Origin of the sequence: Vreelandella venusta (assembly GCF_044809155.1) — a bacterium.
GTDB lineage: Bacteria > Pseudomonadota > Gammaproteobacteria > Pseudomonadales > Halomonadaceae > Vreelandella > Vreelandella venusta_B.
This window is the reverse complement of record NZ_CP085241.1, coordinates 605,614-620,536: the sequence shown is the minus strand read 5'-3', so window position 1 is coordinate 620,536 and position 14,923 is coordinate 605,614. Positions and strand designations below refer to the sequence as shown.

The window sequence follows — 14,923 nt, the reverse complement described above, 5'->3', positions numbered from 1 at the left end:
CATTATTGACCGCACCGCAAGCGTTGGATGACACCTGCCTCCATGAGCGCCACAAACAGCACCATCTTCTCAGTCAGCGAACTCAACCTCAAGGCGCGCAAAGCGCTAGAGCGAGACATGGGCGAAGTATGGGTTGAGGGCGAGCTGTCTAACGTTTCTCGCCCCACGTCGGGGCATATTTACTTCACACTTAAAGATGATCGCGCGCAAATACGCTGCGCGCTGTTTCGTCAGCGGGCGCGGTTTGTGGCCGCTCCCATGCGCGATGGCGACCAGGTCAAACTACGTGGGCGTGTCTCGTTATTTGAGCCGCGGGGCGACTACCAATTAATTGCCGAAGCAGTGCAGGCAGCGGGCCTAGGCGAACTATTGGCCGCCTTCGAGCGCTTAAAAGCGCAGCTGGAAGGCGAAGGGGTGTTTGCCAATACCCGCCCCCTGCCCTTTCCACCCCGCAAAATTTTGATTTTAAGCTCTGCCAGCGGCGCGGCCATTCGCGATGTACTGGCCGTACTTGAAACACGCTGGCCGTTGGCGGATGTGACGCTGATTCCGGTGCCTGTTCAGGGGGCTGATGCGGCACCTGCGATGATTTCCGCGCTGGGGCTGCTGAACCGCCAAGCACGCCTCGACCCCGAGCAGGATCTCGTGCTGATTACCCGTGGTGGCGGCAGCCTTGAAGATCTGTGGGCGTTTAATAATGAGCACTTGGCACGGGCGATTTTTCACTCCCGCTTGCCGGTGATGTCGGCGGTGGGCCACGAGGTGGATGTCACCCTAGCGGATTTTGCGGCGGATATGCGCGCCCCAACGCCTTCCGCCGCCGCCGAGCGCTTAGTGCCGGATCAAAATACCCTGAAGCGCCAGCTGGAACAGGCGGAAAGCCGCCTGCACCGCGCCATGCAGGCTCGCCTCGAGCGCGACAGCCAGCGCCTGGATACCCTGCGCGCCCGCCTTCGCCACCCCGGCGAGCAGCTTAACCGCCAGCGTCAGCACCTCACCGCCCTTACACAGCGGCTGCAGCGCGCAATGCAGCACATACTTCTCCAGCAACAAGCCCGCGTAACGCAGTTAGAAAGGCGCCTAGCCAGCCAGGATATGGCCCGGCTATATCGCGCTGAGCAGGAGCGTTTAGCCAGCTTACAGCGCCGCTTGGGCAGCGCCATGCAGCGCGCCTTGGAAGCACGGCAAGTGCGCCTCAACAGCGCCGCCCGTGAATTAAACGCGGTTAGCCCGCTTGCAGTATTAGGGCGCGGCTACGCCATCGCCCAGGACGAAAAAGGCCACATTATTCGCCGCGCAGACGACACCACTCCGGGACAGAAGCTCTCGCTGCGGCTAGGTGAAGGAAAACTCAGCGTGGAAGTAAAGCGGCGCTACAAAAAGTAGCGCCGCACAGGTCTAAATCGGCCAGTCCGCGTTTATTTGCGCTCTTTCTTGTCGGATGAGTCGTCGCTATTGGGATTAACATGATGCGTATCCGGCATCGGGTTGGCGTCGTCGTGATGGTCATCACGCTGGTCTTTTTTAGGATCGTCTTTATCGGGATGGGCGCTTGCAGCAGAAAGTGCGGTGTTCATATTACCTCCTGATCCTTGGTGGCGGTCGTTAGTGAATAGCGTTAACTCTGTTGAGTGTTGCCCCTTCACTATAGCTGCTAAGGGCGTTCTTTCCATGAAGCGCCCGACATGATGATGAGATGGCTCCGCTGCCCGTGGTTAAACCCACAGTGCTAATGAGGCTGCAGCAAAAACGGCAGCGCCTCCTCCAGCAAGGTATCGGGTATTTCTTCGGCGATGTAGTGGCCGCAGGGAAGTGCTTTGCCGTCAACCTGAGTGGCCACGTTGCGCCACTCAGCAAGCGCATCGAAACACGCATCTATTGCCCCGTCGGCTCCCCACATCACCTTGAGGGGGCAGGTGAGCAGCGTGCCTGCATCAATATCCGCTTGGTCGTGGATCAAATCAATACTGGCGCTGGCGCGGTAGTCGCCACAAATTCCTGTGGCGGCGCCGGGAAGCGAGAGGCAGCGCTCATACTCCGCCAGCGCTTCTGCAGTAAAAGGCGCCATGCCTGCACTGCGCGCTCCCATCACACTTTTTAAATACTGGGCGGGGTCACTGTTAATCAGCATTTCCGGCAGCGGCTGAGGGCGAATGAGAAAAAACCAGTGCCAGTAGGCGCGCGCAAAGGCTTCATTAGTACCGCGATACATGGCCAGGGTGGGGGCAATATCCAATAGCACCATGCGCTCAACGCGCTCCGCGTGGTCGAGCCCCAAACGGTGGGTCACCCGCGCCCCGCGGTCGTGGGCCAGCACCTTAAAGCGCTCAAAACCTAACGCGCTCATCAATGCGGCCATATCGTTGGCCATGGTGCGCTTGGCGTAGTTGAGATGCTCAGGGTCGTCGTCGGGTTTCGCACTATCGCCATAACCGCGCAAATCCGCAGCCACAACGGTAAAGTGTTGGGCCAGGGTATCCGCCACTTTATGCCAAATAACGTGGGTTTGCGGATGGCCGTGAAGCAGCAGTAACCCAGGGCCGCTACCGCCTAGGCGATAGGCAATATCCACGCCGTTAACGTGGCGTGTGTGCTTCTTAAACCCGTGAAACATACCCTCACCCCACTGCATACGCTGGCGTTATTGCGCCAGCGATGTTTCAGCGCCGACGGGCGTGTCGGCCTTTAATACCTGCTCAAACAAAATCGCCTCAAAGTGCTCCATCGGTGCGACGGATTTGAGCGTTTTTGCGCGTAAAATTGCGCCTTCCCAACCAGAAAGCACAAAACTTGCCAGGGCGTCTGGCGCGATAGTCGTGTTGACGGCGCCCTCGGCTTGCGCATCGCGCAGGCAGGTCACCAGGCGTTTCTCCCAGCGCTGGAACACAAGGTTAAGCGCATCGCGGAAAGTATCGCTCTGGCCGGAAAGCTCTTGCCCCAGATTGCCAATTAAACAGCCGGTTGTATGATCGCATTCGCGCATGTGCGCGCGGCCAGTGGCAAAGTAGCGGCGCAGCCGCTCTAAAGGCGGCAAGGTGGCGTCTTCAAGCAGCATGGCCAAGTTATCATCGTACTCCGTGGCAAAGCGCTCTATCACCGCCAAACCAAAATCTTCCTTGCTGGAGAAGTAGTGATAAAACGAGCCTTTGGGCACACCGCAGGATTTTAGAACGGCATTAATACCCGTCGCGTTATAGCCCTGTTGGGCAATAAGCGCAGCGCCAGTTTCGATTAACTTATCGCGGGTCGCGGTGTTTTTTATCATGTGACGTAGACCAGTAGTCTAATGATGTTCAAATACAGTGAGCAGGCGTTCTTTTTTACGACGCTATTAGGTAACGCCATACTGGGCAAGCGTGTTGCACGCAAATTGCACATTACTTACCTAATCGCTGCTTAGGAATCGTAGATGCTAGCATGATACGCCTAATGACCTGGAATTTTCGCCCCTAGCCAACGGATGACGCCCGTTAATGACCCCTTCTCGCTCTTACGCTTCACATCAACAAGGCCGCATTCGTTTCGGCGCCCTAGCCGCGCTGCTGGTATTCGCCGGCGGGCTGGCGCTGGCCTGGTGGATTATTAGCCAGCCGCCCCGCGTTGAACGGCGACCCCCGCCGCCAACACCACCGCCGGTTGTCGATGTCATCAGCGTAGAAGAGCGTCTCCAAGCGCCGCAACTCAGCGGTTTTGGCCGGGTAGAGGCTGAAAAAGCCACCCAGCTGGCCAGCCGCGTTGCTGGCCAGCTGGAACGTTTTGGGCCAGGCGTCCTCCCCGGTCAAGTGGTGGAGCAAGGCGCCCCGCTGGTGTATATCGACCAAGCAGACTTACAGCTAGCGCTTGAAGACGCTGAGGCGCAGCTGGCCAACGCCCAAGCGCTGCTCGCCTTAGAACAGGCGGAACAGCAGCGCGCCCGCAGCGAATATGAATCCTTTGGTCGCCAGCTTTCTACCGAACGCCGCGCCCTGGTACTGCGCGAACCGCAGCTGCGTCAGGCGCAGGCGCAGCTTACCCAGGCCCGCGTCGCGCGTGATCAGGCGGCATTAAATCTAGAGCGCGCTACGTTAAAAGCACCCTGGCGGGCCATGGTGCAAGAGCGCTTAGTCGGCGCGGGCAGCCTGCTCAGCCAAGGCACGGAAGTGCTTAGCTTGGTGGGGGTTGAGCAGTTTTGGGTACGCGCTTCGCTACCTGGAGAGACCTTAGCGTGGCTTCAGCCCGGCGATGCCGTGACGCTTACCAGCCAAGGCTGGCCAGAAGGCGCCTCACGGGAAGGCAGCTTACTTTCGATTTTGCCCAACCTGGAGGAGAACGGTTTACAAGCGCAGCTGCTGATCGCAGTCGATGATCCTCTCGCACTTGAGAACGACGCACTTGAGAACGACGCACTTGAGAACAGCGCTCTTGAAAACAACGCCCCCGCCCTGCGCCTGGGTGATGTGGTGCGCATTACTTATCACACCACGGCCACAGAAACGCTGATTGCCCTGCCCTCTGCGGCGCTGCGCCCTGGCGAGCAGGTGTGGTGGGTCGATGAGGATGAGCGCTTACGCAGCACCACCGTTACGCTGGCCTACCGCGGCCAGGAAGAAGCGCTGGTACGCAGTGGCCTAGCGGCAGGCCAGCGCGTCGTAGTGGCCGGGCTTGCCCAGCCTCGCGAGGGCCAACAGGTGCGTTTGCGCCAGCGGAACGCCCCGCCTGGCCAAGATAATGGAGCCACCCAATGACCCGCCGCGGCCCGCTGGCGTGGATGGTCGACCACGGTGTAGCGCCCAACCTTTTGATGGTTCTGTTTATCGTTGGCGGCCTCTTTGCGTCTTTCGCGATCAAAAAAGAGGTCTTTCCTGAGTTTGAGACGGAAATTGTCCAAGTCACCATTAGCTACCCCGGCGCCACGCCGGAAGATGTCGAACAGAGCCTGCTTCTGCCTGTAGAAGCGGCCATTGCCAATGTTGAAGGCATTGATGAACTCACTGCCAGCGCTAGCGAAGGCAGCGCCAACGTTAGCGCGACGCTGACCGATGGCGTCGATGTCATGCGCGCCTATCAGGATATCCAGCAGGCGGTGAACGCGATTACCACCCTGCCCAGTGCCGCCGACCCGCCGCGCTTCACCCTAGCGGGCCGCTCGCGCAGCGTGGTCAGCCTGCAAGTCTATGGCACGGTGGGCTTGGCAGCGCTCCACGACGCCGCCGAGGACGTGCGCGCCGAATTGCAGGCCACCAGCGGCATCTCCCGTGTCGAGCTCTCCGGCAACCGAGATCGCGAAATCCAGGTGCACCTAGACGACGAAGCCATTGAACGCTATGGACTGGACCACCAACAGTTAGCCAGCCGCATCGCCGCTGAAGCGCTGGACTTAGCCAGCGGCCAGCTCACTACCGCCGAAGGTGAGTGGCTGATCCGCTATCAAGGGCGGCGCAACAGCGCCACTGAATTCGCCCAGCTGCCTATTCTAACCACTGCCCAAGGCGCCCAGGTTGTGCTGGGTGATATCGCCAGGGTGAGCGAGGGCTTTGCTGAAACCGACCGCGAAGAGTTTTACAACGGCCTGCCGGGGCTTTCGGTGGATGTTTACCAGGTAGGCACTCAAACCCCCACCAGCCTTTCCACAGCCGTGCACGACGAGCTTGAACGGCTGCGCACTGCGCTGCCAGAAGGCGTGAGCCTGGACGTGTCCCGAGACAGCTCCGAGGTGTACCAAGACCGCCTTAGCCTGCTGTTGAAAAACGCCTGGATGGGCCTAGCGCTCGTCATGATTCTGATGGCGCTGTTTCTGGAAGCACGGCTGGCGTTTTGGGTAACGCTGGGTATACCCACCGCGTTTTTAGGCGCCATGCTGTTCCTGCCATGGATGGGCGTCTCGTTGAACCTTATGTCGATGTTCGCTTTTATTATCGCGCTCGGCATTGTGGTAGATGACGCCATTATGGTGGGCGAGAATATCTACAGCTATCGCGAGGAGGGCTACTCGCTGCGCGATGCAGCGGTGAAGGGCGCGGGGGAAATCGCAGTGCCACTCACCTTTGCCATCCTGTCTAATATCGTGGCGTTTTTGCCGCTGCTGTTTTTACCCGGTTTTTTAGGGCTGATTTTCGCCACGGTGCCAGTGGTGGTGATTACCGTCTTCTTGATCTCCTGGGTAGAAGCGCTGTTCATACTTCCCGCTCACCTTGCCCACAGCCGCAAACCGCGCCAAACACCGGCGTGGCAGCGCCCCCTTGAAGCGGTGCGTCAGCGCATGCAGGGAGGTTTGCACCACTTCACTTACCAGCAGTTTGAGCCATTTTTGCAACGCGCACTCAACCAGCGCCTGCTCTCAGTAGCCCTTGGGGTGGCGATACTCTCGATAGCCCTGGCCTGGGCAATGAGCGGCCGGCTGGGATTTTCACTCATGCCACGGGTAGAGTCCGACCAAGTGCAAGCCAGCGTGACGCTCCCCATTGGTAGCCATATCAGCATTAGCCGAGAGCTTAGCCAGCAGCTGCTAAACGCCGCTGAACAGCTTAGCGAGCGTGAAGAGACGCTCAGCTTTAGCAGTTCGCGGAGCCGCCTGGACGGTGAAAGCCTCTCGGTGCGCCTGGATATCGCCAGAGAGAGTCTAGACGCTTGGCCGCCTTCCCGGATTGCCGGGGAGTGGCGGGAGCTCACCGGCGATTTAGTCGGCGCGCAGTCCGTCCGTTTTGAGTCTGACGTTGGCGGCCCTGGCAGCGGCGCGGCGCTGAGCCTGCGCCTCTCTCATCCCGACACTCTGGTGCTAGAAGCCGCCGCCACCCGGCTGGCAGAGCTGCTGGGCGAGTACGGGTTAACCGATATCGACAGCGGCTTGGGCGACGGCAAGCCGCAGCTTGAAATGCGCCTTTCCGCCGAAGGGCGAGCGCTGGGCTTAACCGGCAGCGACCTTGCCCAGGCGCTGCGCGGCCCCCTACAAGGCGCCACCGCCGTTGAGCAGTTTATAGGACGGCGGGAAGTTAGCGTGGAAGTCCGCCTGCCCGAGCAGGCGCGCGACAGCTTAAACGAGCTTTATCGCCTGCCCATACGCACCCCCGATGGGCTCAACGTGCCGTTATCACGGGTCGCCGATATCACTCTCAGTCAGGCGTCCAGCAGTTTGCAGCGTATTGATGGCCGCCGGATTATCACCGTAACCGCCGACACGGAAGGCGACGCGTCGATTAACCAGGTACTCGCCACCCTTCAAGAGGACGTTTTCCCCACCCTGAGCAATACCTGGCCGGGGCTTGAGGTCAGCATGGGCGGGCGCCAGCAGGATACCGCCGATAACCTCGCCACCCTGCGTACCGCCATGTGGTTAATGCTCGCTGCGCTCTATGCACTGCTCGCTATTCCGTTTAAAAGCTACCTGCAGCCGCTGCTGGTACTCGCCGCCATTCCCTTTGGCATTGTGGGTGCCGTAGCCGGACATATGATTATGGGCTTTGGGCTTTCGATTATCAGCCTGCTAGGCATGCTGGCGCTCTCCGGCGTGGTGATTAACGATGCCCTGGTGTTAATCGACTACGCTAATCGCAAACGCCGTGAAGGCATGGCCCCACGAGAAGCCATCGTGGCCGCCGCGACGCGGCGCCTACGCCCGATTATGATGACCACGTTAACGACTTTTTTAGGCCTTGCCCCAATGATCCTGGAAACCTCTCGCCAGGCGCGCTTTATGATCCCTATGGCGATTTCGCTGGGGTTTGGCATGCTGTTTGCCACGGTTATCTTGCTGGTGCTGGTGCCCTGCCTTTACCTTGGCCTTGAGAACCTGCGCGAACGACTGAGCAAGCCACACTCGCCAAGCCCAGAAGGAGCACGTTAATGAAACGGCTCGCGTTACTTCGCCAGTGGCAGCCTTCGCGGCTCGGGTTAAAGTTGTTTGTGGTGATTTTGAGCGTCAACGTCGCCATTGCGGCCAGCATGTTTCTCGCGGTCTCCTACAGCATCGATCGCGGCTTTTTAGACTACCTGAACCAAGCCCAAGAGCGACGGGCGACGCTGCTCGCCGACGGGCTGATTACCCGCTGGGAAACCCAAGGCAGCTGGGAGTGGCTGGAACAGTCCCCGGAACGCTGGCCGTTTATTGTGCGTTTCGAGCTTGGCCAGGAGCACCGCGACCGCCCCTCCTCGCTGGGCGAAGCGAGTGATTTTGCCCTACGCGACGCAGAGGGCAATGACGTTATCGCACCGAGCGGCCGTCGCCTTGGCCCGAGTGAATGGCGCTGGCTCACGCTCTATAGCGACATGACGGAAAACGGCGATAACCACGCCATTGGCGCCCTTGGGTTTCGCCCACCGCAGCATATGATGGAGCGGATGGAGAGCCGCTTTTTAGAGCGCCAGCAGCGCAACCTGGTGGTAATTGTGGTCTCGCTGGTGCTGGCATCCTTACTGCTGGCGGGAGGAATCTCCTGGTGGTTAGGCCGACGAACCCGCGCCTTAGCGGGCGCCACCCTGCGACTCACCGAAGGGGATTACCACACCCGCCTGGCGGTTAAGGGCCGTGACGAACTTTCTCGCCTCGCGCGGGACTTCAACGTACTAGCGGCCACCCTGGAGGCCAGCCGTGACGCCCGGGCACGCTGGGTTTCCGATACGGCTCACGAACTGCGTACGCCGCTGGCGGTGCTGCGCGGCGAAATTGAAGCGATGCAGGACGGCATTCGCCCTCTCGACCAGGAGAACCTTGCCTCGTTAGCCCAGGAGGTCGCCCAGCTTGAGCGGTTAGTGACCGACCTGCGCCTGCTCTCCCAAAGCGATGCAGGCGCGCTGGATATTCAGCTAGCGCCCATGAACTTAAGCGAGTGCCTGAGCGGCCGCTTAGCCGATGCCGACCGCTGGCTTGAGGAGAGCGGCTTAGCGCTGACAACCCAAATAAGCCCTGAGGTGATGATTCGTGGTGATGCCCAGCGCCTGCGCCAGCTATGGAGCAACCTACTCGATAACAGCTGCGCTTATACACAGCCCCCAGGCGAGTTGCAGGTCACCTTACGCAGTGAGCACTCACACGCGGTCGTCACATGGCAAGACAGCGCGCCGGGCGTGCCCGAGAGCGAGCTGACCCGACTCACCGAGCGCCTTTACCGTGTTGAGGGCTCGCGCAACCGCGCCAGCGGCGGCAGCGGACTAGGGCTGTCCATTGCCAGTGCGCTGGTAAGCGCCCATGGCGGTACGCTAAAGGCCAGCGCTTCGCCCCTGGGCGGCCTGAAGTGGACGCTGCGCTTCCCTCTCTTAACGTCTACCCCTATCTAGCGAGCTGACGATGACCCAACAAGATACGCCCCGCACCCCCTCATTACTGATCGTTGAAGATGAGCCGAAAATTGCCCGACTAATGGCCGACTACTTAACGAGCCACAACTTCGACACCACCATCATTAGCCATGGCGACGACGTTATGCCGTGGTTAAGCCAGCACGTACCAGCCCTGGTGCTGCTGGACGTTATGCTGCCGGGTAAAGATGGCCTAACGCTCTGCCGGGAAATTCGCCAGCAGTGGCCGGCGCTGCCCATTATTATGGTCACCGCCAAAGTAGAAGAGGTCGACCGCCTGCTAGGGCTGGAGCTGGGTGCCGATGACTATATTTGCAAACCGTTTAGCCCCCGCGAAGTAGTCGCCCGAGTGAAGGCCGTGCTACGCCGCAGCCAAGCGGCAGTTGAGCCGACGGAGGCGGGGGGCCAAGCGCCGGTCACGCTGGATGAAGAGGGCTGGCAGGCATTGGCCCACGGCCAAGATTTAGGTCTCACCGCGGTTGAGTTTCAGCTGCTTCGCGTAATGATGCAGTCGCCGGGGCGCATCTTCAGCCGCGAACAGCTGATGGACCACATGTACCGCGACAACCGCATCGTTTCCGAGCGCACCGTGGACAGCCATATCAAAAAACTGCGCAAGAAAATCCACGAGGCGCTGCCGGAGCTGGAAATCATCCGCTCGGTTTATGGCGTTGGCTATAAATATCAGCCAGAGGGGTAAATGCCGTGGCTAGGGCATCACCTGCCGGTTAAGAAACGCGATGCCCGCATCGATAGCGCTGCCGCGTAGCAAAAAGCTGGCAAAGTGGCCGCGAAAGCGTTGCAAGTAAAGCTCGCTTTCGATGTTGTTGTCTTGCAGCGCCTGATAGAAATCCGTGGCGTGGTCGACTGGCACTAATTGATCCCACTTGCCGTGAAAAAGGAAAAACGGCGGCGCCTCTGGGGTGATCTGCCGGACGGGGGACGCTAATCGATAGGCTTCATTTTTTTCGGCACGGGTTCCCCCAATGAAATCCACCACAAGTCGGCCATCGTTAAACTTAAGCAGATCGCTCGGCAAGCCGCCGGCCAACACTGCCGCTAAGCGCGTATGCTCGCCGCCGTAAGGGTCGGCTAATGGCCCCTCTTCCCCTGCCAGCGCCAACAGGCTCACTAAGTGCGCCCCGGATGAGAACCCAACGCCTACAATTCGCTGGGTATCAATGTTCCACGCTGCCGCATTGGCGTGAACCCATGCCATTGCCTGCTGTAAATCATGCAACTGGGCGGGAAAACGGTGTTCAGGGGCAAAACGGTGTTCGATATTCACCGCGACATACCCTTGCGCCGCTAATTGTTCCGCGATGCCTTCCATATCCTCTGGGCCGCGATTACGCCAGCCGCCGCCGTGAACCACCAGCGCGGCGGGACGCCGTTCAACCCCCGGTGTTGTGGGCAGCAGTACTCGGGCCTCTAATGCCTGGGGCCAGTCCGCCGGGGTAAAGCGCTGAGGCGGTAAGCGGGTAAAGGGGATGCTCCTTGGCTGGAGCGAGGCTTGTTCAATGGCCGGGACGGTTGTGCTTTGATGGGTGGCCCCGCAGCCGCTGATCAATAGTGCAAGGGCGCTTAGGCTAAGGTAGTGACGTACAGCGCGTAGAGCTGGCATTCATGCCTCCTCATTCAACTAGCGAGCGATTAACCGGGCCCTCACCCTGACGCTATGACCCCCTAGCGCCTCAAATGATCATGATTGTTGCACACTTAATGCAAACGGTTTGCACGCGTCTCAACCATACTGACACTGTCTCATTAACTATTGAGAACGCTAAACCCTTATTGAGAGGTATTTTTATGTCACTTCGCCAGCTATTTGCCCCCGCCCTTCTGGCCGTCGCATTAACGCCGTTAGCGTTTACCGTACAGGCAGGCCAGCATGAAGATCGCGGCTATGATCGTGAGCATATGGTAGAACGCATGGAAGAGCGCCGCCAGGAAGTGTTTCAGCGTGCCGGGTTAAGTGAAGAGCAGCAAGCAGCGCTGAACGAAGCCCATGCCGAACACCGCGAGGCCGTCCAAGCCTTACAAGAGGAACACCACGCGCGGGTCGCTGACATTCTTAGCGAAGAAGAGCAGCAGGCAGTGCGCGAAGCGATGCGTGAGATTCATCAAGAGTACCGTGGCGAACGTGGGCACGGTAAGCGTGGCGCGCATCATAACGGTACTGAAGAGGACAGTGCTGAAGAGGACAGTGCTGCGGAGTAAAACGCTACTCAGTTAGCAATGACTGTCAGCAATTACTCACCGTTTAGTTTCGATGACATGCCCGGCTTTGCCGGGCATTTCTGTTTCTACACGCCTAAAAACACCCAGGGTTGAGAAGGCGTTGACTTGAACTGGGCGTCGAAACCACGTATTTTATTTGAACGTTCATTCAAAATAAATATTCCCCTTACCTTGTCTAACAACAGGAGTCCGCCTCCATGGCGAAAGACAATTCCGTTCTTCCCTCCCGCGACCGGCTGAATCCCGTGGTTTTTCACGGCAGCGTAGCTGGCATTCTCGTGTTTCTTATCCTAACGATGCTGTTCACAGAACAAGCGGGCGCTTTTTTTGATGCTGGCCTCGCCTGGGTAAGCAAAACGTTTGGCTGGTATTACATGCTGGCGATCGTGGCCTACCTACTGTTCGTCGTGGTGATTGGCATGTCCCGCTTTGGCAGCATACGGTTAGGGCCTGATCATTCTCGCCCAGAGTTTTCGCTGCTCTCCTGGTCGGCGATGCTGTTTGCTGCGGGCATAGGCATCGACCTGCTGTTCTTCAGCGTAGCTGAACCCGTGGCACACTACCTGGCACCGCCAGATTTAACGCCCGAAAGCCAGGAGGCAATGCGCAACGCCGTCGTTCAAACCTATCTGCACTGGGGGCTTTCCGGTTGGGGGCTGTACGTGTTGATGGGTATGGCGCTGGCCTACTTTAGCTACCGTCACCGCCTGCCGCTGGCGATCCGTAGTGCGCTTTACCCACTGCTGGGCAAACGTATCCACGGGCCTATTGGTAATGCGGTGGACATTACGGCGGTTATCTCTACCGTCTTTGGTATCGCAACCAGCCTGGGCATCGGGGTCATGCAGTTGAACTATGGCCTGGCCTACATGTTCGATGTGCCTGAGTCATTGACCGTGCAGGTTATCTTGATCGCGCTCGTGGTGGTGCTTGCGACGATTTCGGTAGTGACCGGCGTCGAGAAAGGCATCCGTCGCCTGTCTGAATTCAACATGCTGCTGGCGCTCGCGCTGATGCTGTTTGTATTGTTCTCTGGCGATACGCTGGTACTGCTGGATAAAGTGGTGAATAACGCCGGTGACTACCTTTCTGGTTTTGTGGCAGCAAGCTTTGACACCTACGCCTTTGCCGATGAAGGCGCTCAAGAGTGGAAGATGTGGTGGACGATTTTCTTCTGGGGCTGGTGGATTGCCTGGACACCGTTTGTGGGTCTGTTCTTGGCGCGCATTTCACGCGGCCGCACGATTCGTCAGTTTGTTGCGGGCGCCCTGTTTATTCCGCTCTCCTTCATGATGGTATGGATGTCGGTCTTTGGTAATAGCGGCATTGAGCTGGTGGCTAACCAAGGTGTTGTTGAACTGGGTGAGCAGGCACTTAACTCGCCGCAAACCACGCTTTACACGCTGCTTGAGTACTACCCCTATGTGGGCATTACCGCCGCCGTCGTGACTGTTCTGGGTATCGTATTCTTCATTACCTCGGCGGACTCCGGTGCGCTGGTACTGGCCAACTTCACCTCTATCTTGAGCGATGTGAACCATGACGCGCCGGTGAAGCTGCGTATCTTCTGGTCGGCGGTGATTGGCTTGATTACCGTGGCCTTGCTGATGGCGGGTGGTTTAAACGCACTACAAAGCGCAGTCGTGATTACGGCGCTGCCTTTCTCGGTGGTGATCTTCGCCATTATGGTAGGCACCTATAAAGCGCTGAAGCTAGAAGGTAGTAAAGCCGATGCTCGCCGCATGATTGCAGGCGGTGCCCCCGGCGGCGACTGGCGCGAGCGGTTGGATCGCGCGCTAGACACCTCTAACCGTGCCGGTGCGGCAGCCACGATTGAGCACTCGATTCGCCCAGCGATGACGCAGTTTGCCCAGGAGCTTGAGAGCCGTGGACAGACGGCCAATGTGACCGAAGAGCAGGTTGAGGGGGAATCACTGCCCAACCTGATGCTGCAGGTCGATTTTGGCGATGCGACGAGCTTTGTCTACCAAGTGTGCCCGCACCGCATGCGCACCCCAAGCTTCATCCCCGCTGATGATGACTTCTACGTGCGCTTGGATGTGTTTTTAGCTGAGGGTGGCCAAGATAAAGACCTGAACGGCTACACCCGAGGCCAGGTAATTGGGGACTTAGTGGCGGAATATGAACGCCATCTACACTTCCTCACTCTGGCAGGCCAGCAGATGGGCCATGTGCAAGCGATGCCCGGCACCATCGGCGAACCACCTGAAGATGCGCAGATGTAAGTAGCGCTTTACGTACAACGCATAAAACGAAGAATCCCGGCCACGCGGCCGGGATTTTTTATGCGCGCTGGGCGTTTAACCCGCCATGTCTAGCACAATACGCCCTTCGATTTTACCGTCTATCATGCGCTGAAAAACATCGTTGATATTGTCCAGTGTATCCGTTGCGACGGTGGCTTCCACTTTACCTTCCGCCGCAAAATCGAGCGCTTCCTGAAGGTCGCTACGCGTGCCGACAATCGAGCCACGAATAGTGATCCCATTGAGCACGGTGCTAAAGATGGGCAGTGGAAAATCCCCTGGTGGTAAGCCATTAAGTACCAGCGTACCGCCACGGCGCAGCATATTTTGCGCCTGATCGAAGGCCTTCGGCGACACTGCGGTGACCAGCGCACCATGGGCACCGCCAATGGTCTTTTTAAGGTATGCCGCGGGGTCGGTTTTCATGGCGTTTACCGTAACCGTCGCGCCCAAGCGCTCAGCCAGCGCCAGCTTGCCGTCATCAATATCGACAGCCGCCACGTTAAGCCCCATGGCTTTGGCATACTGCACTGCCATGTGGCCAAGGCCACCAATGCCCGAAATCACCACCCATTGGCCGGGGCGGGTATCGGTCATTTTTAAACCTTTATAAACCGTTACGCCGGCACACAGCACCGGAGCCAGCTCCACAAAGCCAACGTTATCCGGCAGCCGCCCCACATACCCCGCATCGGCCAAGGTATAGTCGGCAAACCCACCATTAACGCTGTAACCGGTATTTTGCTGGGACTCACATAAGGTTTCCCAGCCGCCTAAGCAGTGTTCGCAAAAACCGCAGGCCGAGTAGAGCCAGGGAACACCAATACGGTCGCCCTCTTTGACATGGGAGACACCGGCCCCGACCGCTACGACGTGCCCAACGCCTTCATGCCCTGGAATAAAGGGAGGTGAAGGTTTGACTGGCCAGTCGCCGTGCGCTGCGTGTAGATCCGTATGGCAGACCCCCGAGGCCGCCACCTTCATCAATACCTCCCCCTGCTTTGGGCGTGGAACATCGACTTCTTCTATGACTAACGGCTGTCCGAACTCGCGCACGACGGCCGCCCGCATTGTATTATCCATGATGCGACTCCTAATAATGGTTAACGGCAGTTCTAAGCTGCTCTTATCCGTAGAGTTAGCGC

At 58.7% G+C, this 14,923-nt stretch carries 12 protein-coding genes; 7 read left to right on the top strand and 5 right to left on the bottom strand.

Annotated features, from left to right (window positions below; translation table 11 throughout):
- The first annotated feature begins 42 nt into the window (after positions 1-42).
- Positions 43-1,386 (top strand): exodeoxyribonuclease VII large subunit, encoded by a 1,344-nt coding sequence (gene xseA / locus LG301_RS03025; RefSeq protein ID WP_404473309.1) that lies wholly within the window; start codon positions 43-45, stop codon positions 1,384-1,386.
- 32 nt (positions 1,387-1,418) lie between these two features.
- Here the strand turns inward: xseA and LG301_RS03020 are convergent, their stop codons facing one another.
- The 3 genes from LG301_RS03020 to LG301_RS03010 form a co-directional block, all read right to left on the bottom strand.
- On the bottom strand, positions 1,419-1,577 hold the full coding sequence (locus LG301_RS03020; protein WP_404473307.1) for a hypothetical protein: 159 nt from the start codon (positions 1,575-1,577) through the stop codon (positions 1,419-1,421).
- A 152-nt stretch (positions 1,578-1,729) separates the two neighbouring features.
- Positions 1,730-2,614, bottom strand: a complete 885-nt coding sequence (locus LG301_RS03015) for an alpha/beta fold hydrolase (RefSeq protein ID WP_404473305.1) — start codon at positions 2,612-2,614, stop codon at positions 1,730-1,732.
- A 27-nt stretch (positions 2,615-2,641) separates the two neighbouring features.
- The gene (locus LG301_RS03010; RefSeq protein WP_404475155.1) at positions 2,642-3,262 is read right to left on the bottom strand and encodes a TetR family transcriptional regulator C-terminal domain-containing protein; all 621 of its coding nucleotides are present in this window, start codon (positions 3,260-3,262) and stop codon (positions 2,642-2,644) included.
- 211 nt (positions 3,263-3,473) lie between these two features.
- Here LG301_RS03010 and LG301_RS03005 point away from each other — a divergent pair, with 211 nt between their 5' ends.
- Genes LG301_RS03005 through LG301_RS02990 form a run of 4 tightly spaced genes read left to right on the top strand, consistent with a single transcriptional unit; the run spans position 3,474 to position 9,970 of the window.
- Positions 3,474-4,724, top strand: coding sequence for an efflux RND transporter periplasmic adaptor subunit (locus LG301_RS03005; protein WP_404473302.1), 1,251 nt, complete (start codon positions 3,474-3,476; stop codon positions 4,722-4,724).
- Positions 4,721-7,819 (top strand): efflux RND transporter permease subunit, encoded by a 3,099-nt coding sequence (locus LG301_RS03000; RefSeq protein ID WP_404473299.1) that lies wholly within the window; start codon positions 4,721-4,723, stop codon positions 7,817-7,819. The genes LG301_RS03005 and LG301_RS03000 overlap by 4 nt, the downstream gene beginning before the upstream one ends.
- A complete protein-coding gene (locus LG301_RS02995; RefSeq protein ID WP_404473297.1) occupies positions 7,819-9,249 on the top strand; it encodes an ATP-binding protein in 1,431 nt (476 codons plus the stop codon). The genes LG301_RS03000 and LG301_RS02995 overlap by 1 nt, the downstream gene beginning before the upstream one ends.
- Before the next feature lie 10 nt (positions 9,250-9,259).
- The gene (locus tag LG301_RS02990; protein ID WP_404473294.1) at positions 9,260-9,970 is read left to right on the top strand and encodes a response regulator; all 711 of its coding nucleotides are present in this window, start codon (positions 9,260-9,262) and stop codon (positions 9,968-9,970) included.
- Positions 9,971-9,979: 9 nt separating this feature from the next.
- Here LG301_RS02990 and LG301_RS02985 read toward each other — a convergent pair whose 3' ends face one another.
- Positions 9,980-10,894 (bottom strand): alpha/beta hydrolase fold domain-containing protein, encoded by a 915-nt coding sequence (locus LG301_RS02985; protein ID WP_404473292.1) that lies wholly within the window; start codon positions 10,892-10,894, stop codon positions 9,980-9,982.
- A 185-nt stretch (positions 10,895-11,079) separates the two neighbouring features.
- Here LG301_RS02985 and LG301_RS02980 point away from each other — a divergent pair, with 185 nt between their 5' ends.
- Together LG301_RS02980 and betT are read left to right on the top strand one after the other, a co-directional pair.
- On the top strand, positions 11,080-11,490 hold the full coding sequence (locus LG301_RS02980) for a hypothetical protein (RefSeq protein ID WP_404473290.1): 411 nt from the start codon (positions 11,080-11,082) through the stop codon (positions 11,488-11,490).
- Between the two features lie 218 nt (positions 11,491-11,708).
- Positions 11,709-13,757 (top strand): choline BCCT transporter BetT, encoded by a 2,049-nt coding sequence (gene betT, locus LG301_RS02975; RefSeq protein ID WP_404473288.1) that lies wholly within the window; start codon positions 11,709-11,711, stop codon positions 13,755-13,757.
- Positions 13,758-13,832: 75 nt separating this feature from the next.
- Here the strand turns inward: betT and adhP are convergent, their stop codons facing one another.
- On the bottom strand, positions 13,833-14,861 hold the full coding sequence (gene adhP, locus LG301_RS02970) for an alcohol dehydrogenase AdhP (protein ID WP_170968122.1): 1,029 nt from the start codon (positions 14,859-14,861) through the stop codon (positions 13,833-13,835).
- Positions 14,862-14,923: the final 62 nt, after the last annotated feature.